At 60.8% G+C, this 20,166-nt stretch carries 17 protein-coding genes and 1 pseudogene; 13 read left to right on the top strand and 5 right to left on the bottom strand.

The window, feature by feature from the left end; all coding sequences use genetic code 11:
* Positions 1-142 precede the first annotated feature (142 nt).
* Positions 143-619 (bottom strand): helix-turn-helix transcriptional regulator, encoded by a 477-nt coding sequence (locus tag ACFJGT_RS24830; RefSeq protein ID WP_377843880.1) that lies wholly within the window; start codon positions 617-619, stop codon positions 143-145.
* On the opposite strand from ACFJGT_RS24830, the gene ACFJGT_RS24825 reads away from it, so the two are divergent.
* From ACFJGT_RS24825 to ACFJGT_RS24785, 9 genes are all read left to right on the top strand, one after another.
* Entirely contained in the window at positions 588-1,478 is an 891-nt protein-coding gene (locus ACFJGT_RS24825; protein ID WP_377843876.1) for a DUF6634 family protein, read from the top strand. The genes ACFJGT_RS24830 and ACFJGT_RS24825 overlap by 32 nt on opposite strands.
* Before the next feature lie 689 nt (positions 1,479-2,167).
* The gene (locus ACFJGT_RS24820) at positions 2,168-3,583 is read left to right on the top strand and encodes an AAA family ATPase (protein ID WP_377843874.1); all 1,416 of its coding nucleotides are present in this window, start codon (positions 2,168-2,170) and stop codon (positions 3,581-3,583) included.
* Positions 3,584-3,981: 398 nt separating this feature from the next.
* On the top strand, positions 3,982-4,536 hold the full coding sequence (locus ACFJGT_RS24815; RefSeq protein ID WP_377843872.1) for a hypothetical protein: 555 nt from the start codon (positions 3,982-3,984) through the stop codon (positions 4,534-4,536).
* Positions 4,533-5,519 (top strand): hypothetical protein, encoded by a 987-nt coding sequence (locus tag ACFJGT_RS24810; RefSeq protein WP_377843870.1) that lies wholly within the window; start codon positions 4,533-4,535, stop codon positions 5,517-5,519. Before ACFJGT_RS24815 ends, ACFJGT_RS24810 begins: the two co-directional genes overlap by 4 nt.
* Positions 5,443-6,777, top strand: a complete 1,335-nt coding sequence (locus ACFJGT_RS24805; RefSeq protein WP_377849068.1) for a Mu transposase C-terminal domain-containing protein — start codon at positions 5,443-5,445, stop codon at positions 6,775-6,777. Before ACFJGT_RS24810 ends, ACFJGT_RS24805 begins: the two co-directional genes overlap by 77 nt.
* The gene (locus tag ACFJGT_RS24800; RefSeq protein WP_377843868.1) at positions 6,770-7,879 is read left to right on the top strand and encodes a TniB family NTP-binding protein; all 1,110 of its coding nucleotides are present in this window, start codon (positions 6,770-6,772) and stop codon (positions 7,877-7,879) included. Before ACFJGT_RS24805 ends, ACFJGT_RS24800 begins: the two co-directional genes overlap by 8 nt.
* A gap of 14 nt (positions 7,880-7,893) precedes the next feature.
* Positions 7,894-9,777 (top strand): TniQ family protein, encoded by a 1,884-nt coding sequence (locus ACFJGT_RS24795; RefSeq protein ID WP_377843866.1) that lies wholly within the window; start codon positions 7,894-7,896, stop codon positions 9,775-9,777.
* Between the two features lie 56 nt (positions 9,778-9,833).
* Positions 9,834-11,681 (top strand): TniQ family protein, encoded by a 1,848-nt coding sequence (locus ACFJGT_RS24790; protein ID WP_377843863.1) that lies wholly within the window; start codon positions 9,834-9,836, stop codon positions 11,679-11,681.
* Between the two features lie 591 nt (positions 11,682-12,272).
* Entirely contained in the window at positions 12,273-12,401 is a 129-nt protein-coding gene (locus tag ACFJGT_RS24785; RefSeq protein WP_377843861.1) for a hypothetical protein, read from the top strand.
* Positions 12,402-12,416: 15 nt separating this feature from the next.
* On the opposite strand, the gene ACFJGT_RS24780 is transcribed toward ACFJGT_RS24785, so the two are convergent.
* Complete coding sequence (locus tag ACFJGT_RS24780; RefSeq protein WP_377843859.1) at positions 12,417-13,760, bottom strand: PLP-dependent aminotransferase family protein; 1,344 nt, start codon at positions 13,758-13,760, stop codon at positions 12,417-12,419.
* Between the two features lie 175 nt (positions 13,761-13,935).
* On the opposite strand from ACFJGT_RS24780, the gene ACFJGT_RS24775 reads away from it, so the two are divergent.
* Both ACFJGT_RS24775 and ACFJGT_RS24770 read left to right on the top strand, forming a co-directional pair.
* On the top strand, positions 13,936-14,175 hold the full coding sequence (locus tag ACFJGT_RS24775) for a DUF1127 domain-containing protein (RefSeq protein WP_377843856.1): 240 nt from the start codon (positions 13,936-13,938) through the stop codon (positions 14,173-14,175).
* A 2-nt stretch (positions 14,176-14,177) separates the two neighbouring features.
* Positions 14,178-14,954, top strand: coding sequence for a sulfite exporter TauE/SafE family protein (locus tag ACFJGT_RS24770; RefSeq protein ID WP_377843853.1), 777 nt, complete (start codon positions 14,178-14,180; stop codon positions 14,952-14,954).
* An 85-nt stretch (positions 14,955-15,039) separates the two neighbouring features.
* Here the strand turns inward: ACFJGT_RS24770 and ACFJGT_RS24765 are convergent.
* Positions 15,040-15,180, bottom strand: a pseudogene (locus ACFJGT_RS24765) (integrase core domain-containing protein); the annotation flags it as partial.
* Positions 15,181-15,425: 245 nt separating this feature from the next.
* Between ACFJGT_RS24765 and ybaK the strand changes: the two are divergent.
* The gene (gene ybaK, locus ACFJGT_RS24760; protein WP_377843851.1) at positions 15,426-15,902 is read left to right on the top strand and encodes a Cys-tRNA(Pro) deacylase; all 477 of its coding nucleotides are present in this window, start codon (positions 15,426-15,428) and stop codon (positions 15,900-15,902) included.
* A gap of 234 nt (positions 15,903-16,136) precedes the next feature.
* Positions 16,137-17,759 carry an ABC-F family ATP-binding cassette domain-containing protein gene (locus tag ACFJGT_RS24755; RefSeq protein ID WP_377843848.1) on the top strand — a complete coding sequence of 541 codons (1,623 nt, stop codon included), beginning with the start codon at positions 16,137-16,139 and terminating at the stop codon, positions 17,757-17,759.
* Positions 17,760-17,881: 122 nt separating this feature from the next.
* Here ACFJGT_RS24755 and ACFJGT_RS24750 read toward each other — a convergent pair whose 3' ends face one another.
* Both ACFJGT_RS24750 and ACFJGT_RS24745 read right to left on the bottom strand, forming a co-directional pair.
* Positions 17,882-18,811, bottom strand: coding sequence for a glutaminase (locus tag ACFJGT_RS24750; protein WP_377843845.1), 930 nt, complete (start codon positions 18,809-18,811; stop codon positions 17,882-17,884).
* A 103-nt stretch (positions 18,812-18,914) separates the two neighbouring features.
* On the bottom strand, positions 18,915-20,108 hold the full coding sequence (locus ACFJGT_RS24745; protein ID WP_377843842.1) for a diguanylate cyclase domain-containing protein: 1,194 nt from the start codon (positions 20,106-20,108) through the stop codon (positions 18,915-18,917).
* Between the last annotated feature and the right edge of the window lie 58 nt (positions 20,109-20,166).

The raw sequence follows: 20,166 nt of genomic DNA, 5'->3' as shown, positions 1-20,166 counted from the left end.
GTAGATCGTTAGCCATCGGTTCGCTCCCAAATCCAGGCAAAGATGGGCAGGCGGCATCAACAAGCAAATGATACAATCGATATCAGAAATGCTGAAGACTCGTTGACATACGGTTAATGCGCCGCGCTGCGGGCGCCCCCACCTATTTGGCCGCCTTGGTCTGGCGCTCTACAGTTTCTGCTGCGGTGTAGACGATCACGCCTACCGACTGAGGGCCAAATATGAACTGCGCGCCGGCTTTCTCCAGAGCAGCACGAATTGCGCTTTTGAGCGCCGCTTTCGGCTGCCTGTAGCCGTTCTCAAAATCGTTGATGGTCTTCCGTGAGACGCCCGATTTATCCCATAGCCAGGCCTGCGAAACACCCAACAGCAGCCTTGCGGCTTGCGCAAGAAACCCTGGAATCTCCGCCTCCGGCGGCATCGGGACGAGGCCAGAATTAAGGATAGACGGGCGTGGCCCACTACCCAGGTGAAAAATTTTGATGCTGCTGCTATAATTCCAGAATAATTCGTCAGCCGGCCTCATTCCAGCGGTCCGCTGAGCTTCGACCACACCACCTGCAGCTTCAGAGAATTCTGGAGGAACGATGCTCGTTGCCTTCTTGGGTGCCGATGGCATGTCCACGCCTACATACGCCGCGCTGCTCGCAGCCCAAGGATTCGCAACCCTGGGCCAGACAGCCAAAATTCTCAGCGTCGGCAATGAACCCGACTCGCCGATCTTGGCCGTACAAAGGATCGCAAACTCTATCCATCAGGTCGAGAGAGGATCTGATATCGAGTCCTTGCTTGGCTCCGCGCGAGATGGGTTCGAGCACGTCATCCTCATCAGCTCGGTTGAGCAATTCTGCTGGCTCCTATCCAATGATTGCGCCTGCATTGTTGTCGTCGAGCCCACCCGCGCGCATGAGGTGATGGCGATGACGGCAATCCAGTCCATGACAGACACGATCTCTGTCTTGCGCTGGGGCCATTCTGACCACAGCACAGCGATCGCGCATGTGGCCGATGTGTTTCGAGACATTGGCGTAACAGTGCTTCCGACCGCCGTCCCTGCGTTGAGCAGACGCGAGACTGATGGACTTCTCGATGGCCAGCACGGTCATCGGATTGCACGCATGGGCGCGCAACTCGCCATGGCATTGTTGGAGCCAGCTGACGTCCAGGAGGCAAGGTTCGACGAACGCACCCTCAGCGACAGGCTACGCGAACTGGCTGACGACCTGGAGGCGATTCAGGAAGGCACTGGTCCGACAGACCAGGATCTCCATCGTGCACCGCTCCTTTCTTCGTGGTCGGAGTTACCTCAGCCGGTCCCTGTGCTCGCGGGCATCGCCGACCGGCACCCCACGTGTGGGAAGTTTATCGTGACCTCTCAGGTCTTCGCCAGCGACGGCCAGACCTGGGCCAGGACGCTTTCGCGCTGGTATCGGCTCGGCCGGCCGTCGAACGAAGTCAATGCGCCACCGCTGCAATGACCTCCACCCCCGAAGCCCATCGCAACATCGAGGAGTACCGATGCCAGTCAGCGTCAATGGCGGCATTTCCGCTGGGAGCAGCGATCGCCTTATCCCCCAATCACCAACAATGACGGCATGGCGTACGTTCTCGCCGGCTGAATGCATCGCGATGGGTGTCGCCACGAATCTTGAGGAGCTCGTGACAATGCTGGCGCCATCGTACGGCGCCAGCGGCGAAAGCCAGGAAGGGTTTGGCTCAGCGGCCCATGCAATCGGCAGAGCCCTCAGGATCCTGGTCAAATCCAACTCTTCTCAGACGGTAGTCGACGTCAGCATGTCGCTGGTACTTCGCCATGCGTTGCAGGGTGATGCTGCCGCGCGTGTGCTGGTCGTCTTCGCCCTGGGGAGAGTCTCAGCCCCGTCGCAGCTCCTCCAGGCATGGCGTGGTTGGCGGCTAGAACCGAGGGAACGCAGTGCTGGAGCCAGTAGAAGCGGGCTGTCCCATGCGCTCCAATAGATCGCACGCGGCAGTCATGAAACAATGCCCCCGCATCATTCGGATCTGCCTCAACCCCGTTGCCGCGTTCTCCTCTGAGGCATCGGAGGTCGTGGAGGAAATCATACGGTTCGAACCGGCTTGGGGACCGGATTTGGAGATATGGCTTCCGAGGACTGCGACGCCTCCACGAAACCGCCCTCAGTGGGACATGAACAAGGCCCATGGGAAGCTAGCTCGCCTCGCACATCACCTTGACAGCAGGGCGCCCCAGAACCCTGCCCTGGGCGAATTGGCCGACTGCCTGATCGCCATGACGGCTCCAGCATCGGCAATCGACCTCGCATCACGGCTGGCGCCCCCCATCTGGCAAGCCCTGGCGAAGTTGGCCGAGTTCAAGTCCCTCGTCGGATCTGGTGCCCCAGTGCTGATCCCTGAGAAGATTTTCAACCATCTCTCAACCGAGATCGACTGCGACGGCCCCGGTGTCGATGACATGTTGGACAGGGTTGAAAAGATCATCGTTGAAATCCAGGGGGAGGCGACGGAGCTTGCGATAGGCATGTCGAAGATCGCCGCGGGCGACGTCGACCCAACCCGTAACTATCGATCTCTTGTAGATTTGGCACGCCGCACGGGCCTGCTTGCTGTGCAGCCGATTACATGGGCTTTGCGAGACATCCTGGACACGGCGAACACGTTTCCCAAGCCGGCCACCGTCGAACCAGAAAACATCGGAGGCCGCGATAGCCCGCAGCATCTCGCCGATCACGTCATGGTGTGTCCGACTGTGCAGAAATCCAAAGGTTCGAGGGATGCTATTCTGCCCTTCGAGAAAGCGATCGGTGTTCGTTTTCCGCTCGTTAGTGTTCCTGACCTCGCAACGGTGCGGCAGTCGCTGCTGACCAAGTTCCCCTATGCCGACCACACGGTCGCGAGGGTCTTGACCGATCTCTCAATAAAGCGGTTTGTTCAATTCTCGCCCATCCTGCTGGTTGGCCCGCCGGGATCCGGCAAAAGCACTTTCGTTCGAGCCCTTTCGGAACAGCTCAAAGTCGGACTGATGCGAGTGGATGGCTCCAACGATATGAGCTCCTCGTTCAGCGGCACGGAACGCCGGTGGAATAGCAGTGAGCCCTGCCGCCCATTTCAGGCCGTCGCCCGCTTTCAACAAGCCAATCCGATGATATTAATCGACGAGCTGGACAAGGCCGGCGAGCGACAGGACTACGGGCGTCTATGGGATTCCATGTTGCAGTTTATGGAAACCGAGACGGCCTCGCGGTTCCACGATCCGTGCCTTCAATCCGAACTCGATTTGCGACACGTATCGATCATCGCCACGGCGAACGAGCTCGATCGGCTGCCGAGTCCGCTTCTTGATCGCTTCCGCGTCATCCCGTTTCCAGAACCGGAAGCACGCCACCTTGAAGCTCTGATCCCCGACATCCTTAGAACGATCGCGGCGGACCAAGGACTGGATCCGCGGTTCTTCGAGCCTGTTGATCAGGTCGAGCTGTCCGTCCTGGCGCGCCGTTGGAAAGGTGGCTCGATCCGCCCGCTGAAAAGGGCTCTGGAAGGCATATTGAGAGTCCGGGATCGCCAGCGAGCGAGCTATGTCCAATGAACCAGACCACCAACCATTCGGCGAAATGTTCGCCTGAAGGATTGTCTTAAGGATAGCGCCGCAAGTCCATCAGGCGCGCTGCCCACAGCGTCCAAAATTAAGAATTGCGACACCCGAGACGTCGTAGATCAAATCTCAGACAGGGGGCTTTCGGCAAGAAAAAACTGGCTCTGAGCGAATCTAAAATTCGCACCACAGCCTCTTGATAGCTTGTCTAAAGCATTAGAGACAGCAGTATTCGCGAGTTGACCGCTATGCAATCGATAGTGATCAAGCCATTTACGGATCTATCTTTTAAACCTTCTAATTGGAAGCCGACAAAATGGAATGTTGCTAACGCACTTCACTTTAGGTCAGTTGGAAGTCAATTTCCTTCGCGGAAAACTGGCAGGGGCGTGATGTGCGAGAGCCTTCTCGAAAATGCCATGGCTTGCCTGCTTGAGTGCGACCCTCAGGTTACTGACTATCGCGAGCAGCCGGTCGGACCGACGTGGCATGATCGTGTTCGTTGGCGAAAAGGTACAGCACGCGACTTTTGGGTGGAGTCCCCTCTCGGCAATCTCCTCGTCGAAACGAAATACACGAAAGAGTTAGCCGACGCTGAGACCCGGACGCGCCTTCAAAGCATGGCGCTCAGCTATCGACACCGCGGCATTCGGATGATCGTTCGGACCGAGACAACGATATTCGCACAGCCTAGGCTGGAAAATTGCAGAATTCTGCAACGTTACGCCAACTTCGGCTTTGACGAGAAGTCTTGGCAGCCGTTGTCGGGGTTGCTCGCTGAACAACGCGGTCCGATGCGAGTGTCCGAATTCGCCCAAGCTGTCGAGCCCAAACTCCGCCCGTTTGTGATCGCCGCACTCTGCCACTTGGCGCTGAGCGGGACAGTCTGGTTCGACATGAACGTCGCCATCAACGCATCCGCGCTCGTTTATTGGTCGCGGCAATGAACGCGGCTGCGCAATTCGGCGCCTCCATCAAGCTGGCGATCAACCAGAAGCTGCGGATCAATGGCGTCCAATATCGTGTTCGGCGACGGATCGACGACACGCGCTTCAACATCGAGGCTATCGAAACAGGTGAGGCTTCAACCCACACGTTCGCATGGCTAGACGAAGGCTGGTTAGAGGGAAGGATCGCGATCCTTCCTATCAACTGGGACCGGCTTGAGACGAGGGTCCAACGGCTCGTGTCGTCTGACGTGGACAGCGCGACGAAGGCCATGCGCGCGTTTGCTCTGAAGATGCACCCGTACGTTCAGGCTTTGCTTGATCATGGCGAAGGGCTCATCAAACCGCATCAGTCTATCGAGATGCTTTGGAAGGCCATTGCCGACAGGAGAAATGCCAACCCGAATGTAGCGCCGGCAGACTATGAATCGCCGCCGTCGCGTTCGAGCATATACATGTTTGCGAAGCGATATCGGGACGCCGACCGCGATATTCGCGCCCTTCTGCCGGACTATCAAAGCCGGGGGAACCGAAAAGCGCGTATCTCGCCAATTCTGGACGACATAATCGACGAACTCATCGAGGCGATCTATTTGACGCCAGAAGCTCGGACGAAATCGGCTCTTCTGGCCGCCTGCATCTCGCATGTCCAAAGCCTGAATGATGCAATCGGCACTTCCTACGCCGAGATCAGCGAGCGCCTGCCTCTACCGACGCGTAAAATGATCTCGTACCGCGCGGGCAAACTTGAGCGCTTCGACCTCGATTACTACCGAAAAGACCCGATAAAAGCGGAAATGGCTCATGCCCGTCGGGATCGGACCGGTCGCGACTCGTATCAATCAGCGGTGGGAACTCGACTCAACCACGCTCGACCTGCATATCGTCGACGGCGCCACGAACGCCATGTTGGGTCGACCAACGCTGACCGCAGTCATCGATTGCGCCTCTCGGCTGATCGTAGGCTGGGCAATCACGTTTGAAGGTGAGAGCACGCTGCAGATTATGCTCGCGCTCCGGCACGCGATCGCGCCAAAGCGCTTCCCAAATCTCGATCTCCGACTTGGCAATCCCGCGCGCGGGATCCCCGAGGGCCTCTGGATGGACAACGGAAAGGCGCATCATTCATCCAGCCTGAAAGAAGCGCTACTCGCCCTCAACATCACCCCTTTCTGGCTGCCGCCGAAGCGGCCAATGCTGAGGGGTAAGATTGAACGCTGGTTCGGTTCGATGAACATCGGATTGGTCCATCAGTTTGCCGGCACGTCCAAATCAAACCCCCAGCAAAAGGCGGATTATGACGCAGAAGGCGAGGCGATCTTCACCTTGGAAGACATCGAGAAGCTGCTGAGCTTTTGGATCTGCGATGTCTACAACGCACGGGTCCACCGAGGAACGAAAAACGCGCCTTATGCTCTTTGGGTGAGCATGTCGAAAGCCCACCCTCCGATCTTGCCATCGCAGTTTTCAGACTTGGATGTACTGCTCTCCAGCTCGGATACGCGAACCGTCTCTCGGAAGGGTATCGAGTGGAAAGGCCTCTTGTACAACAGCAACGAATTGGCCTTGCTCAGAAACAGCCAGCAGCTTAGAGCCGATCAGATCAAGATCCGCTATGACGCAGCGGATATTGGCGCGTTGATGGTGCTTGCCCCTGGATGGGACCGTTACAAGCGGATCCCTTGCACCAATCAGCCGTATGCGGCGGGAAAGACGCTCTTCCAACATGAGGCCAGCGTAGCTCACGCCAAGAAGCTGGTTGCCAAAGGCCAGCCAATCACCGAGCACGATCTCGCCGATGCCTGGGGCAAGCTCGTAACGACAGGCACTCAGTTGATGGCATCCCAGGGCCGTAGGCGGACGCTCAATCGGCTGGGACGGATCTTTGCGCACGGGGTGCGCAGACGCACGGACGCCCCCACTGATGTCCGCGATTGGGAGGTCGATGGGATTTTCGACTTCGACCCGGAGCTCACACCTGGCTCGTTGCAGGAGGACGCCCGTTCCAGCTGGGAAAACTATCCTCACGATGATGAGGAGCCTGTTTCGATCGACGAACTGGTCAAGACAGCCGGCACGAAAGGTCGAGCCGCCAGAAAACGCCGAAATGGAGGCCTGAGAGATAGAGCAGCTCCTGCTCGCGAAGGAACAACTGCGCAAACGCCGCGGGGCCAGGCGACTCAACAGCGAACTCCCACATCGAACAGACAACGAAGGAACTTAGAGGTTAGCTATGACTGAGCATCATTCAATTCGCAGATCTCACCTGGCTTCAAATGGCGAACCTCTTGATCGCGCAGAGCGATTCCGTCGACTCACGCGAATGTTGATCAATCATCCGAAGGCCGAATCCGTTCATAGATCAATTGAAATGTTCCTTGATAGGTCTGCCGATAGTCGGTCTGGCGTAAATTATCTTGTTTGTGGGCCATCCAGAGTCGGAAAATCGACTCTAAGCTACGCAATCTATCAGTCACTTTTGCAAAAAGAAGCAGACTCCCTCAAACGTCCTCTTCGGGGCAAATATATCGAACTTGAGGATCGCGATATTCGACCGGTACTCTGGGTTGAAGCCAAGGCCGACACGACTACAGTCGCCTTGCTGGAAAAATTGCTCGAAGAACTCGGCGATCCCTCGCCCTCAGCTGGAAAAATTCCGGAGAAAGAGCGACGTCTATCAAAGCATCTTTTTCAACAGGGCGTTAAAGCGGTCATCATCGACGAAGTTCAGCATTTTGCTCAACATCGTACTGCAAAATTTCAGTACAAACTGGCCGATTGGTTGAAATCAAACCTACAGAATATTAAACATAATTCATCCGAAAATGGAAATGGACTGGAAGAATCATTCTGCCATATTATTTTTTTTGGGACGGATGAATCAAGAGTTCTACTTCAACAGAATGAGCAACTAAAAGGCCGCAATATCGGAGGCCATAATTACACCCCTTATAATTGGGAAATAGATGAAGAAAGAGAATCTTATCTCGACGTATTGAGCTCGATTGACTCTTCAATTCCCTTCGCAGAATCTTCAGACCTTGATGAATATCATCGAGCGCTGAAGATTAATGAGGCTGCAGATGGGTCAATGGGCTTGACGATGAAGTTGATCCAGGCCGCAGGCATTATGGCTATCCGCGATGAGAGCGATCGCATCCTCGATATCCATCTTCGCGACGGCTTTGATGAGCTCGAAGCAGTTATCGGGCTAAAGGACAACCCTTGGCGCATCGACGACGAGCCAGGCAGTTCGAGGAAGAAGGCCGCCATACGGCCGAACCGGAGCACCACATTGAAGGGGAAGGGCCCTTCAACAGAACCGTCCTTTCACAAGAAGTAAGTCGGCGATAACTGATGGCCTCTTCTCGCAAGCCGCCGCGGCTCTCTAATCGCACTGGAGACTATGGTGACGAGCCGCTCATGGCGCTTGTTAACCGTCGAGCCGTCCAAATTGGAATGGAGAATATCGCAAAGTTGTGGGGAGCCCTCGGCGGCTTGCCTCCCCACTCCAAACCTTATCCGCAGATTTTCTCTGCGGTAACTCGGCTTTCAGCCGCGAAAACAGCTGGCCGCGTGTTTTGGGCAACCCCCCAGGCCGGTGGGCAGAGAATCCAGTTGATGGGAAACACCTATCGACCCGAGCAAATCGACCGTACCAACATCCGTTGGTGCGCACACTGCCTGAAATCGGAGCCGTACTTTCGGGCGATGTGGACGATCAAGGCGTATACGAACTGCGCGGTGCACGGCGTCGCGCTACGGTCCAGCTGCGACGGCTGCGGAAAGATGCAAAGGTGGCCAAGGAGTGGAGCTCCGCACAATATTACCGTTTGCGGATGCGGAGAGCGTTTGGATCGAGTCGCGACAGAGATCCCCGAAGCGAGCTCATGCACAAACATCGATAGATGGCTCTTCAAGAATGCGCCCGCGGCAATTTCTCTTTACCGCAAACGGACCTGGACGGACGATCTCCTAACGGACGGCATGCCATACAATCAGGTACTGGAGTGCTTTTCGCGGCTAGGGGCGTACGACCTCGCTCCAGCGGCTCCGTTCCAGGATACTGCTGACAAAACTCAACAATCCGACCTCATGAGCCGCGGGCTGGAGTGCGCATCCAGTGACGGCTTTTTCGCGCTTCTGAGTAGGGTTTCTGGCACCTTTAAGGCGGACGACGCAGCCTGTGCTGACGCGACGCCTCGGCAGCGTCTCATTACAAAGTATGGACAGCTGGCTGCATGGCTATTGAGCAGGCGCTCATCTGCTCCATTTGAAATTTTGATTGATACTCTTCTTTATCATAACAGGGTTTCTGACGTCATCGATCATCCCAACCAGACATTCTCATACATTACTCAGGGTGAATTCGTCACTCTTGATGAAATTTCCCAAAATACAACTATCAAGATCGATTCACTTTGGGATAAATTGCAGTATTTCGGTTATATTATTCCAATCGACATGCCGGGAAGCTTCAAGATACCGAAACACGTGCTTGATCGGCTCCTTTCTGAGCCGGCTGACGCGTATCTTAGCTACAAGGACTTAGCGGCCTCCCTTAACGTAGCTGCAGATTTTGCTCGTGATCTGCTTTTAGAGGGCTGCATCTCGGAAGACCCTAAGCAAGCGGCCACTCGGCAGATAGTCGTGAAAAAGATCCAGGTTGACGAGCTTCTGCTTCGCCTCGAGGCACGCTATCAAGCCGGGCGCGAAAATGACGCTCTTGTCCCGGTGCTGAAGGCCAGAACCCCGTTTTCCAGTCGCACCGGTCTCATCAAAATGATCCTCGATGGGAAGCTACCTATCAGGCAGATTGCGCGGGGGCGTCGAGGTCTCGATCGATATTTGCTGGCACCTGACGAAATCGAACGCATCTTCCTGGCAGAAAAGCGCGCGATCAAGATGCGGGAAGCGATCCGTCTACTAGCAATGAACGAGGGTGAGATTAAAATCCTAATCTCGCAGGGTCATATTTCAGCGACGATGGTAGGTGGCCAGCGCCTCTTGGACAATTCCGACGTCAATGCTTGCCTGAGGAGCTTCGTTGGAGAGCGAAAGGCTATGAAGGAGTTGAGGGCTAGCCGGTCGCTTTTAGCGAAGGCCGCGTCAGACCTGCGTGAGCCTGGCAATATCCTGCTTCGAGATGGAGATCATATCGTCTTCACGCGTAGCGGTTTCGAGAGGATTCGATCCCTTCTGAATACTCGGTTCGGCACTCAACTGAAGCTCGCTATCTAGATGGCTCGCTTGCTTTGGACCGCCTTTCGGGCAACCGCGGTCGGCTCGGCGACGGCATGATGCGCTTTCCGCTGCGGCGAAGTGCCTACACTGATGAACCCGCGAAAGCGCTTGTGTTCCGCCGATCCCAGGAGAACGGATTGACCAGCGCCCAAGTTGGCTGGAAGGCGGTTGGCAGCTCGGCCGGAAAGATTTGGGCCGGTGGGGACCTGTCACTTGTGGCAAAAGCATGCGGCGTGTCGCTCGATAATTTGGCGTGGGTTACGCCTCAGCGCGTCGGAGATCGCACACGGACGTTCGGCCAGCCATTTCGCCACCATGAAATTCAACGTCGGGGGCGTCGCTGGTGCGCGGCGTGCTTGCGTGAAGCCCCCTACCATCGAGCTGCGTGGGACGTCAGCGCGCTGCGCATCTGCGTGACACATAGTCAGTCCCTGTCAGAGACCTGTCCTGCTTGCAAGAAGGCGACGAGCTGGACATACAACGACATTTGCCGATGTTCATGCGGCACTCGGCTTTCAGACACAGGGAACCATTTTGAACAAGGGTCATTCGACCTGTGGATCGGTCACAGGCTACAAGAACTGAGCGGGAGCGCTCCGACTTCCGAACGCAGCTGCACAGCTCGCTTCGACGACCTTTTCCCCGGTATCGAACTCCAGGATGCGATCGACGTGGCTCTGAGAGCCGGAGCGGTGATCGCCGCACCAACTGCGCCGCCGAAGATGACCATCGCGACGCAGAATCGCGCAGCACTTCTCAATATCGGTTTCGAAGCGCTAACCTCCGGCGAGGCCGGCTTTCTGGCATTCCTCGAACGCCTTCGTGACTCTCGATCCACCGGCGGTTCAGGTGGTGAAATCGATAAGAATGGGCCGTGGGGCTTAGCGCATGCCTATGGACCGTTCGCACGTTGGTTGGCTTCTCGTCATGAGGAACCGGCCTTTACAACCGCGATCAGGCTGGCGCGTTCGCACGCGCGGAGGAATGTCACGCTCAAGCATAACTCGCTGGTATTTGCAGCTAAGCATGATCGCACGACACCGAATTTGGCTGAGGCTGCCAATTCCTGCGGTATCGGCACGCGAAGGTTCAGGAAGCTATCGGTCTCTGTTGATTTGCTTCCTCCCAAGAAGTTGCAGGGGCGGCCCGCTCCTCTATCCAATCGAGCGGTTCGCCTTTTGGGGGATCGGATTCGAAATAGCGTCACCAACGCTGGGGCTGCAAAACTGCTCGGCATTGGCCGCCATGCCGTTACGAAGCTGATCGATGCTGGGCTGCTAAAAACCCTCGACGATGCGAGACATGGGCCTAGGCGAGAGCAAACAATCGAACTCTGCGAGATTGATAAACTCATCGCTCGCATCGAACTTAACTGCGGGAATGAGAAGCCTGGCGAAACCTGGGCTCCCCTTCTGAGCGTGGCGCCGCGCTCCTACGTCTCGATCGCAACGGCGATAGAATGGGTTCTCGCCGGAACCATCGACGTCAAACTCGTCCCAGGCGTTGCGATCGGGCTCCAGCGGTTCTGCTTGGACCCGAGCCAGGTCGTACGCAAAAAGCGCGATCTCGGCGGGGATCGCATTACGATCCTCGATGCGGCTGACCACCTCAAGATTAAATGGCAGGCGGTCAAACAGCTTGTGGAGCTGGAATATATCGAGGCGGAACAATCGACGACGGGCTGGACTATCGCGACCGAATCTCTTCGGGCTTTCGAGGCCAGGTTCGTAAAGGGCACCGAAGTCGCCGAGCGACTGAATATGCACTGGTCCTGGGCACCGCGCTACCTGGCCTCGAAAGGAATCCAGCCTGCGATCAGCCGGCAGAAATGCCGCTCAATTTTCTACCTCCGGACAGAGGTTTCGCAGCATTTGCCTGGAACTTCTTCAGTCTCTTCGTAGCCAATGAGCCGAGCTTCGGAACTGAAATGCGGCGGCACGTCAGTCCGGCTTTTTGGGAGCCCAGAATCCGGGATAATGGGAACATCGACGTTCGAGACCCAATGCTTGCTGTAGAGAGTCCGGCTTTATGGGCGCGGCCTCCTGCAGTTCCAGCGCGGGGGCTAGGATGCCTCGGCAATGCGCTTTCCCTTTTTGGTCCCGACATTGATGCCGATCCGCGCTCGATATCCAGCCTCGGCAGCCACAGTTAATCGTCGATCCGAGGACGCTGGCCTAAATTCTATGGCTCGCAGGCGTGCTGCAATCCATTAGTCCACGCTTGCGCGGAAATCGGTCAGCGGTTCCAAAGTTGGCGTTGGATAAGCCGATCTGAATCGGGCTGCCGCTTTTTCTCATCAATTTTTATGCTATGGCTTGGTTGCGCAGGCGTCCTCTCAAGCGGAATCGTGCATTTAAGGCGGCTGGATGCGTCGTCCGGGTTTATTGGTCTGCAAAGATCGAGAATCCTGGTATTTCGAGGCATATCGTCCAGCTTACTTGGGAATGTCGCGCGCTAAGTCTTTGATTTTTATAGAGGCGGCGTCCATCTATATGGGGGCACCGACAGGGGGCATTCGCGTCCCGACGCGGCGGCGCGCCTATGTCCGCGGCCCCGACGGCCGGCCCGAGGCCGACCTGCTGATGGTCTCGATCGATCGCGACGAGGTCGCCTTCTCCTGAGTGAGGCCGCGACGCTCACTCGGTCCCGTAGAAATCGTCCTCCCGCGCATTGAGCATGCCGGCGAGCGTCCGCAAGGCGGCGTCGAGTTGCTCCATCGCCGGCGCCGCCAGCGCCAGCCTGACGGCGTTCGGCGCATGGCCGGGCGAGACCGCGAAGGTGGTCGAGGGCGTGAGCGCGATGTCGCGCCTGGCCGCCGCCGCGACGAAGCTCTGCGAGCGCCAATGCGGCGGCAGCGTCAGCCACAGGTGATAGCATTTGTCATTGGCCTGAACCTCGAAGCCCGAGAGCCGGTCGGCCGCCAGCTTCTGGCGCGCCTGGGCGTCGCGACGCTTCAAGCGCGTGAGCTCGGCGAGCGTGCCATCCGCCATCATCCGCTGCGCGGCCGCGAAGGCGAAGCCCGACGCAGTCCAGCCGCCTGAGCGCACGGCGGCCATCACGCCCTCGCGCAGATGCGCGGGCGGCACGACGAAGCCCAGCGTCAGGCCGGGCGCGGCCTTCTTCGACAAGCTGTCGAGGACGATGCAGCGCTCGGGGGCCAGCGTCGCGAGCGGCGGCGCGTCGTCGAGGAAGCCGTAGATATTGTCCTCGATGACCGGGAGGTCGAGCGCCTCGACGACGCGCAGGAGATCGGTCCGGCGCGCGGCCGGCATCGTCGTGCCCAGCGGATTCTGCACCGCCGGCTGGATATAGATCGCCGAGAGATGGGCCTCGCGATGCGCCTTCTCCACGGCATCGGGCCGCACGCCGCCCTCATCCATCGCCAGCGGCACAAGCCCGATGCCGAGCCGGGCAGCGATACCCTTGATGAAGGGATAGGTCAGGGCCTCGACGCCGCAGCGGCCGCCCGTCGGTACGGTCGCGGCGAGCGCCGCGGCGATCGACTGGCGCCCATTGCCGGTGAAGACGAGCTGCTCGGGCGCTGGAGACCACGCACCTTGCGACAGATAGGCGGCCGCAATGCCGCGCGCCGCCGGCGTGCCGACGCTGGTCCCCTGCTTCAGCGCAACGTCGAGCACCGCAGGCTGGTCGAGCCCGGCCAAGCTCCTGGCGATCAGCGCCGTCTGGTCGGCCAGCAGCGGATAGTTGAACTCGAGGTCGATGCGGGCGCCGTGCGGCTCGCCGGGCGCCGCCACGCCGCGCCTGGCCTGGCCCGAGATGAAGGTCCCGCGGCCGACCTCGCCGACCACGAGCCCGCGGCGCAGCAACTCGGCATAGACGCGGCTCGCCGTGGAAACGGCGATATTGCGCTCATAGGCGAAGCTGCGCTGCGGCGGCAGGCGGTCCCCCGGCTTGAGACGGCCGTCGTCGATCTCCGCGGCAATGGCGTCGGCGAGCTGCAGGTAATCGGCTTTCGGCATAATTGCACCGAGATCAATGTTTCGATTGCTCTGATTATCGTATCGGATCATTTTGCCCGCATCAACCGATTGCTTCGGGGGCGGCGGGAATGCCGCCTGTCGATGCGTGGACGCTCCGCTAGGCGCCTGCGCAGGCGATGCCGCGCGGCCCGAAGCGAGCCACAGGAGAACGGATATGGCTGCGCTCCTCGCGACCATCGCTCGGCCCATGATCAGCGGGACATTCGTCACGCCTTCCAAGCTGCTCGGCGCCTGCTGCGGCGCGATTGCCCAGTATTTTGCCCGCCGGGAGGCCATTGCGCGGCTCCGCGAGTTCAGCGATGCCGAACTGCGCGATATCGGGCTCGCACGAAGCGAGATCGAACCGGCGGTTCGCGGCCTCGAACATCGCCTTCCCGACTGGCCGAGGCGGTGACGATGATCGGCGGTGCAGCACTCGACCTGACGCTCACGGCGGCGCTGGTCGCCTTTGCCGGCGTCTTCCTGATCTGCTTCATGAAGGGCGCTTTCGGCGGCGGCTTCGCCATCGTCGGCATCCCGCTGCTGTCGACCGTGATGGACCCGGTCACGGCCGGCGGGCTGCTCGCGCCGCTCTTCGTCGCGATGGATCTTTATTCGCTCCGCTACTGGAAGGCCTCGACCTGGTCGAAGCCGGATCTCGTGCTGCTCCTGCCTGGGCTCGTGGCCGGCATCGGGGTGGGCTACCTCGTGTTCCGCTTCCTCGACCATCGTGCCATCGCCATCGTGATGGCGGCGACCACCCTGGCCTTCGTCGGCCTCTGGCTGGTGCGGGGCGGGGAGGTGACACGGCACCCGCGCTCCACGCCCAAGGCGGTCGCTGCCGGCTTCGCCTCGGGCGTCACGACCATGGTGGCACATTCGGGCGGGCCGCCGCTGGCGATGTATCTGCTGCCTCTCGGGCTGGGCAAGGATATCTATGCCGGCACGACCAGCCTGTTCTTCACCGTCGGCAACATCATCAAGGCCGTGCCATGGCTGCTGCTTGTTCAACCGACCGGCACCGTCTGGACGCTGATGGGGCTCTGCCTGCTTGCCATTCCGGCCGGCGTCTGGCTGGGCTGGCGGCTCCATGGCGCACTGGACCAACGCCAGATCTATCGCGCCTGCTATGGCCTGCTTGTCGTGACGGCACTGAAGCTGTTGTGGGACGGCGTCTCCGGCTATCTCGTTTGAGCGCGAAACCTACCGGTTTCGGGGCGCGGCGCACCACGGGGTGCGCCGCGCTGAAGGTTTGCGCACTATGCTAAGCCTGCCACGATTTGCCGTTCAGAAGCTCGTCACGCCGTTTCGCGTTGAAGCTTTCGCAATAACCGCTCTCCCACGGCGAGCCTGACTCGATGAAGGCCGTCCTCGCTCCGGCGGCTGCGATCCAGTCCTGCACCGCTTGGGCGACGATCTCCTCAGGCTTATGCTTCTTCTGCGCCATGGCGGCATCCTCCAAGGCTCAAAAAGCCTACCTCACGGAGGACCGCTTTTCAGGGAAGTAGGCCAGATGCCCCGTCTGGATTTGATCCATGAAGATCGCGAATCCGGATATGTCGAGGCAGGGTGTCCGGCTTGTTCGGCAACGCCTCGCGCTGACCTATTGATTTTTTGAAGGCGGAATCCCGCTTGATGGGGACGCCGACACGGGACAACGGGACGATGGCCCAGACAACCCCCGCCACGCTGGCGCTGAAGCAGCTCGGAATCCGTTTCGAGCTGCATACCTACACCTATGATCCGAATGCCGAGCGCGTCGGGTTGCAGGCGGCGGAGGCGCTGGGCGAGCCGCCCCAGCGCGTGCTCAAAACCTTGATCGCGCAGGTCGACGGCAAGCCGGTCTGCATCGTGCTCGCCTCCGACCGCGAGGCCAGCATGAAGAAGGTCGCGGCGGCTTTCGGCGGCAAGGCTGCAGCGATGATGCCTGTGCCCGATGCCGAGCGCCTGACCGGCTACAAGGTCGGCGGGGTCAGCCCCTTCGGCCAGAAGCGCAGATTGTCCACGATCGTGGACGAGGCGGCTTCTGCCGAGGCGCTGGTCTATGTCAATGGCGGGCAGCGCGGCCTGCAGATCGCGCTCGCGCCCGCTGATCTCCTGAGCGCGGCCAATGCCCGCAGCGCGGCGATTTGCGCGGGATGACAGCCGATAGCCTTCCCCTGGCCGCCTTCATCGCGTAGAGCGCTCTCCGATCAATTCATCCATCCCCCCCGTCATCCCGGACAAGCCGCGAAGCGGCGCCGATCCGGGATCCATCGTAGAGCGCCGGTGCCCTTCGACGGATCCCGGGTCAAGCCCGGGATGGCGGCGCGGTTCCGCCAATTGCCGCCCCACGGATGGTCATTGGCGCCGCCGCTGCCAAGGTTTCCCATTTCCATGATCCGCCTCGAGAACATCAGCAAGCAGAACGGAAAGCAGATCGTCTTCATCGAGGCCTCGGCCGGGCTGCTGAAGGGCGAGAAGGTCGGTCTGGTCGGGCCGAACGGCGCCGGCAAGACCACGCTGTTCCGGATGATCACCGGCGAGGAGGCGCCCGACGAAGGCGTGGTCTCGACCGATCGCGGCATCACCATCGGCTATTTCAGCCAAGATGTCGGCGAGATGGCCGGGCGAAGCGCCGTCGCCGAGGTGATGGACGGGGCCGGCCCGGTCAGCACGGTCGCGGCCGAGCTCGCCGAACTCGAAGCCGCCATGGTCGACCCCGACCGGGCCGACGAGATGGAGGAGATCATCGCCCGCTATGGCGAGGTGCAGGGCCGGTTCGAGGAGCTCGACGGCTATGCGCTCGACGGCCGCGCGCGGGAGGTGCTCGCGGGCCTCGGCTTCAGCGAGGAGATGATGGAGGGCGATGTCGGCGGCCTCTCCGGCGGCTGGAAGATGCGCGTCGCGCTTGCCCGCATCCTGCTGATGCGCCCCGACGCGATGCTGCTCGACGAGCCGTCGAACCATCTCGACCTCGAAAGCCTGATCTGGCTGGAATCCTTCCTCAAGAACTATGACGGCGCCGTGCTGATGACCTCGCATGACCGCGAGTTCATGAACCGCATCGTCGGCAAGATCATCGAGATCGATGGCGGCGCGCTGACCAGCTATTCCGGCGATTACGAGTTCTACCAGCAGCAGCGGGCGCTGGCCGAGAAGCAGATGCAGGCGCAGTTCGAGCGCCAGCAGGCGATGCTGGCCAAGGAGATCGCCTTCATCGAGCGCTTCAAGGCGCGCGCCTCGCATGCGGCGCAGGTGCAGAGCCGGGTCAAGAAGCTCGACAAGATCGAGCGCGTCGAGCCGCCGCGGCGGCGCCAGTCGGTCGCCTTCGAGTTCCAGCCGGCGCCGCGCTCCGGCGACGACGTCGTCAGCATCAAGAACGTGAACAAGGCCTATGGCAGCCGCAGCATCTATGACGGGCTGAATTTCCAGATCCAGCGCAAGGAGCGCTGGTGCGTGCTCGGCGTCAACGGCGCCGGCAAGTCGACCCTGCTGAAGCTGGTCACCGGCACGACGGAGCCCGATGCCGGCACGGTCAATATCGGCGCCAGCGTCAAGCTCGGCTATTTCGCCCAGCACGCCATGGAGGTGCTCGACGGCGAGCGCACCGTGTTCGAGGCGCTGGAGGACCGCTTCCCGCAGGCTGGGCAGGGCTCGCTTCGGTCACTGGCCGGCTGCTTCGGCTTCTCGGGCGACGATGTCGAGAAGCGCTGCCGCGTGCTCTCGGGCGGCGAGAAGGCCCGGCTGGTCATGGCGATGATGCTCTACGATCCGCCGAATTTCCTGGTGCTGGACGAGCCGACCAACCACCTGGACATCGCCACCAAGGAGATGCTGATCACCGCGCTCTCGAACTACGAGGGCACGATGCTCTTCGTCAGCCACGACCGGCATTTCCTCGCCGCGCTCTCCAACCGCCTGCTGGAACTGACGCCGGATGGCGTGCATGCCTATGGCGGCGGCTACACCGAGTACGTCGCCCGCACCGGGCAGGAAGCGCCGGGCCTGCGGAGCTAGTCTGGCACCCCGCCGTCATTCTCGGGCGAAGCGAAGCGCAGACTCGAGAATCTCCTGCAGGAAAGGGCGCCTCCTTCGGCCTGAGATGCTCGGGTCAAGCCCGAGCATGACGAGCCTTTTGTCTACCGCGCGAAGACCGACCAGCCCGTCGCCTCGGTCAGGCGTTCGAGCGCCAGCGTGCCGAGCAGGGAATTGCCGTTGGCGTTGAGGCCGGGCGACCAAACCGCGATCGCGGCCTTGCCCGGCGCGATCGCGAGGATGCCGCCGCCGACGCCGGACTTGCCGGGCAGCCCCACCCGGAAGGCGAAATCGCCCGAGGCGTCGTAATGGCCGCAGGTGAGCATCAGCGCGTTGATGCGCCGCGCCCGCTGGCCCGAGACGACGCGCGGCCCGCCGGGCTCGTAATAGCCGCCATGCATCAGGAAGCGCCCGGCCATGGCGAGCTGGCGACAATTCATCGCGATGGCGCATTGGTGGAAATAGACGCCGAGCGTCAGCTCCGGCGGATGGGTGATGTTGCCGAAGGCCTTCATGTAATTGGCGAGCGCGATGTTGCGGAAGCCGGTCGCCTGCTCGGCCCGCGCCACGGCTTCGTCGATGATGATCGTATCGTCGTCGGCGAGATAGCGCATGAAACGCAGCAGCTCGCCGATGGCGACGCGCGGCTCATGGCCGGCGAGGTTGATGTCGGCGACGACGAGGGCGCCGGCATTGATGAAGGGATTGCGCGGCACGCCCTGCTCGCGCTCGAGCTGGACGATGGAATTGAACGGCGTGCCCGAGGGCTCGCGGCCGACCCGGCGCCAGAGCGTGTCGCCGACCTTGCCGAGCGCCTGCGTCAGGGCGAAGACCTTCGAGACGCTCTGGATCGAGAAGGGCTCCTCGCTGTCGCCGGCGGCATGGACCGCGCCATCGGCCGTCACGACGCAGAGCCCGAACTGGCGGGGATCGATGCGGGCGAGCGGCGGGATATAGGTCGCGACCTCGCCGCGCTCCTCAGCGCCCCGCATCTCCTCGGCAATGTCGCGGACCAGCCGCCCGATATCCGTCACGCTCGCGCCCCGGCCGTTCCCCTTGGCGGGAGAGCCAAGCCCGAGGCCGCGCCTGCGGTCAAGCGCCGAGCCGAAGCGCGACGCCTGCGAGATCGCTATTGCCTTACTGCAAGCGCGGATGGCGTCCGCTCGCAGCCCGGGCATCCAGGACGGAGCGCTGCCCGGCGATGACGCAGAGCGACTTGCCGCGCGACTTCGCCTGATAGAGCGCCGCATCGGCCGCCGTCATCAGGCTGTTCATGTCGCGGCCATGTTCCGGCGCGAGCGCGATGCCGACGGAGGCGCCGATCTGGAGCTGGTGGCCGCTGTCGAGCTCGTAGGGTTCCGAGATCTCGCGCACGATACGCTCGCCGAAGCGCTGGAGCTGCGTCCGCTCGGTCTGCTCGGAGAGCACGACGAACTCGTCCCCGCCGATGCGCGCCGCTATGTCCGAGCTGCGGACGAGGCCGCGTAGCCGCTCGGCGACGAGCTGGAGCAGGGCATCGCCCGCCATGTGACCGTAATTGTCGTTGACCGCCTTGAAGCCGTCGAGATCGAGATAGACCAGCGCGAGACCGCGTGGCGCGGCCTCGCTCTCGAACCGAGCCGCGAAGGCCTTGGTCAGGCCGGCCCGGTTCGAGAGGCCGGTGAGCATGTCGTGGCGCGCATGGAAGGCGTTCTCGCGCTCGGCCCGCATGGTCGCGATCAGCATGGCGTTCAGCTTGTAGGCGGCGACCGTCATGCTGAAGAGATAGAGCGGGATCTGCATGAAGGTGATCAGCAATATCGGCTCGGAGAGGAAGGGCGTCGCGAGCACGCAGGGTCCGAGCGTCAATCCGATCATCAGGCCGGCCATGCGCGGCGCCGCGAAATTGCGGAAGCAGATGCCACCGACCATCGCGGCGGAGGAGAGGCAGGCCAATGTCGCCGCGACCCAGTCGCCGCTGGTCAGGCTGAGGAAAGTGCCGGCGCCGATGCCCGCAGCCCAGGCGACGCCGAGCAGCAGGTAGAGATCCGTCGGGGTAGAGGCGCCACGCGCAGCCCGGCGGCGGGCCAGGATCAGGACAACCAGGCGGATGCCGCAGCAGATGACCTCGAAGGTGCACCAGAGCATGAAGGGCAGCGTCGGGATGCGCCAGGCGATCAGGAAGGAGACCGCGAGCGAGTTGACGACGCCCCCGATGAAGATCGGCAGCGTGCCGTAGAGGCTGGCGATCAGCGCGACCCTGATCTCGGGCGGGACATCCGGTCCGGCATCCGCCAACCAGCGCGTCACGCGCCAACGGGGCAAACTGTAGCGGAGGACTGCGCTACTCATCGGCTGTTAGGCTCCTCACTGGCGAACGGGCCAGCAGGCACCCGATCGCGAGTGCTGC

Origin of the sequence: Allobosea sp. UC22_33 (assembly GCF_042700715.1) — a bacterium.
In the GTDB taxonomy this organism is placed as follows: Bacteria; Pseudomonadota; Alphaproteobacteria; order Rhizobiales; family Beijerinckiaceae; genus Allobosea.
This window is presented reverse-complemented; position numbering and strand designations above follow the sequence as displayed.

Coding starts and splice junctions, on each gene's coding strand:
- ACFJGT_RS24785 (WP_377843861.1), top strand. CDS start 12,273: ATGGGGGCACCGACAGGGGGCATTCGCGTCCCGACGCGGCGGCGCGCC.
- ACFJGT_RS24830 (WP_377843880.1), bottom strand. CDS start 619: ATGCCATCGGCACCCAAGAAGGCAACGAGCATCGTTCCTCCAGAATTC.
- ACFJGT_RS24780 (WP_377843859.1), bottom strand. CDS start 13,760: ATGCCGAAAGCCGATTACCTGCAGCTCGCCGACGCCATTGCCGCGGAG.
- ACFJGT_RS24825 (WP_377843876.1), top strand. CDS start 588: ATGCTCGTTGCCTTCTTGGGTGCCGATGGCATGTCCACGCCTACATAC.
- ACFJGT_RS24745 (WP_377843842.1), bottom strand. CDS start 20,108: ATGAGTAGCGCAGTCCTCCGCTACAGTTTGCCCCGTTGGCGCGTGACG.
- ACFJGT_RS24775 (WP_377843856.1), top strand. CDS start 13,936: ATGGCTGCGCTCCTCGCGACCATCGCTCGGCCCATGATCAGCGGGACA.
- ACFJGT_RS24790 (WP_377843863.1), top strand. CDS start 9,834: ATGATGCGCTTTCCGCTGCGGCGAAGTGCCTACACTGATGAACCCGCG.
- ACFJGT_RS24810 (WP_377843870.1), top strand. CDS start 4,533: ATGAACGCGGCTGCGCAATTCGGCGCCTCCATCAAGCTGGCGATCAAC.
- ACFJGT_RS24795 (WP_377843866.1), top strand. CDS start 7,894: ATGGCCTCTTCTCGCAAGCCGCCGCGGCTCTCTAATCGCACTGGAGAC.
- ACFJGT_RS24755 (WP_377843848.1), top strand. CDS start 16,137: ATGATCCGCCTCGAGAACATCAGCAAGCAGAACGGAAAGCAGATCGTC.
- ybaK (WP_377843851.1), top strand. CDS start 15,426: ATGGCCCAGACAACCCCCGCCACGCTGGCGCTGAAGCAGCTCGGAATC.
- ACFJGT_RS24800 (WP_377843868.1), top strand. CDS start 6,770: ATGACTGAGCATCATTCAATTCGCAGATCTCACCTGGCTTCAAATGGC.
- ACFJGT_RS24805 (WP_377849068.1), top strand. CDS start 5,443: ATGTTGGGTCGACCAACGCTGACCGCAGTCATCGATTGCGCCTCTCGG.
- ACFJGT_RS24820 (WP_377843874.1), top strand. CDS start 2,168: ATGAACAAGGCCCATGGGAAGCTAGCTCGCCTCGCACATCACCTTGAC.
- ACFJGT_RS24815 (WP_377843872.1), top strand. CDS start 3,982: ATGTGCGAGAGCCTTCTCGAAAATGCCATGGCTTGCCTGCTTGAGTGC.
- ACFJGT_RS24770 (WP_377843853.1), top strand. CDS start 14,178: ATGATCGGCGGTGCAGCACTCGACCTGACGCTCACGGCGGCGCTGGTC.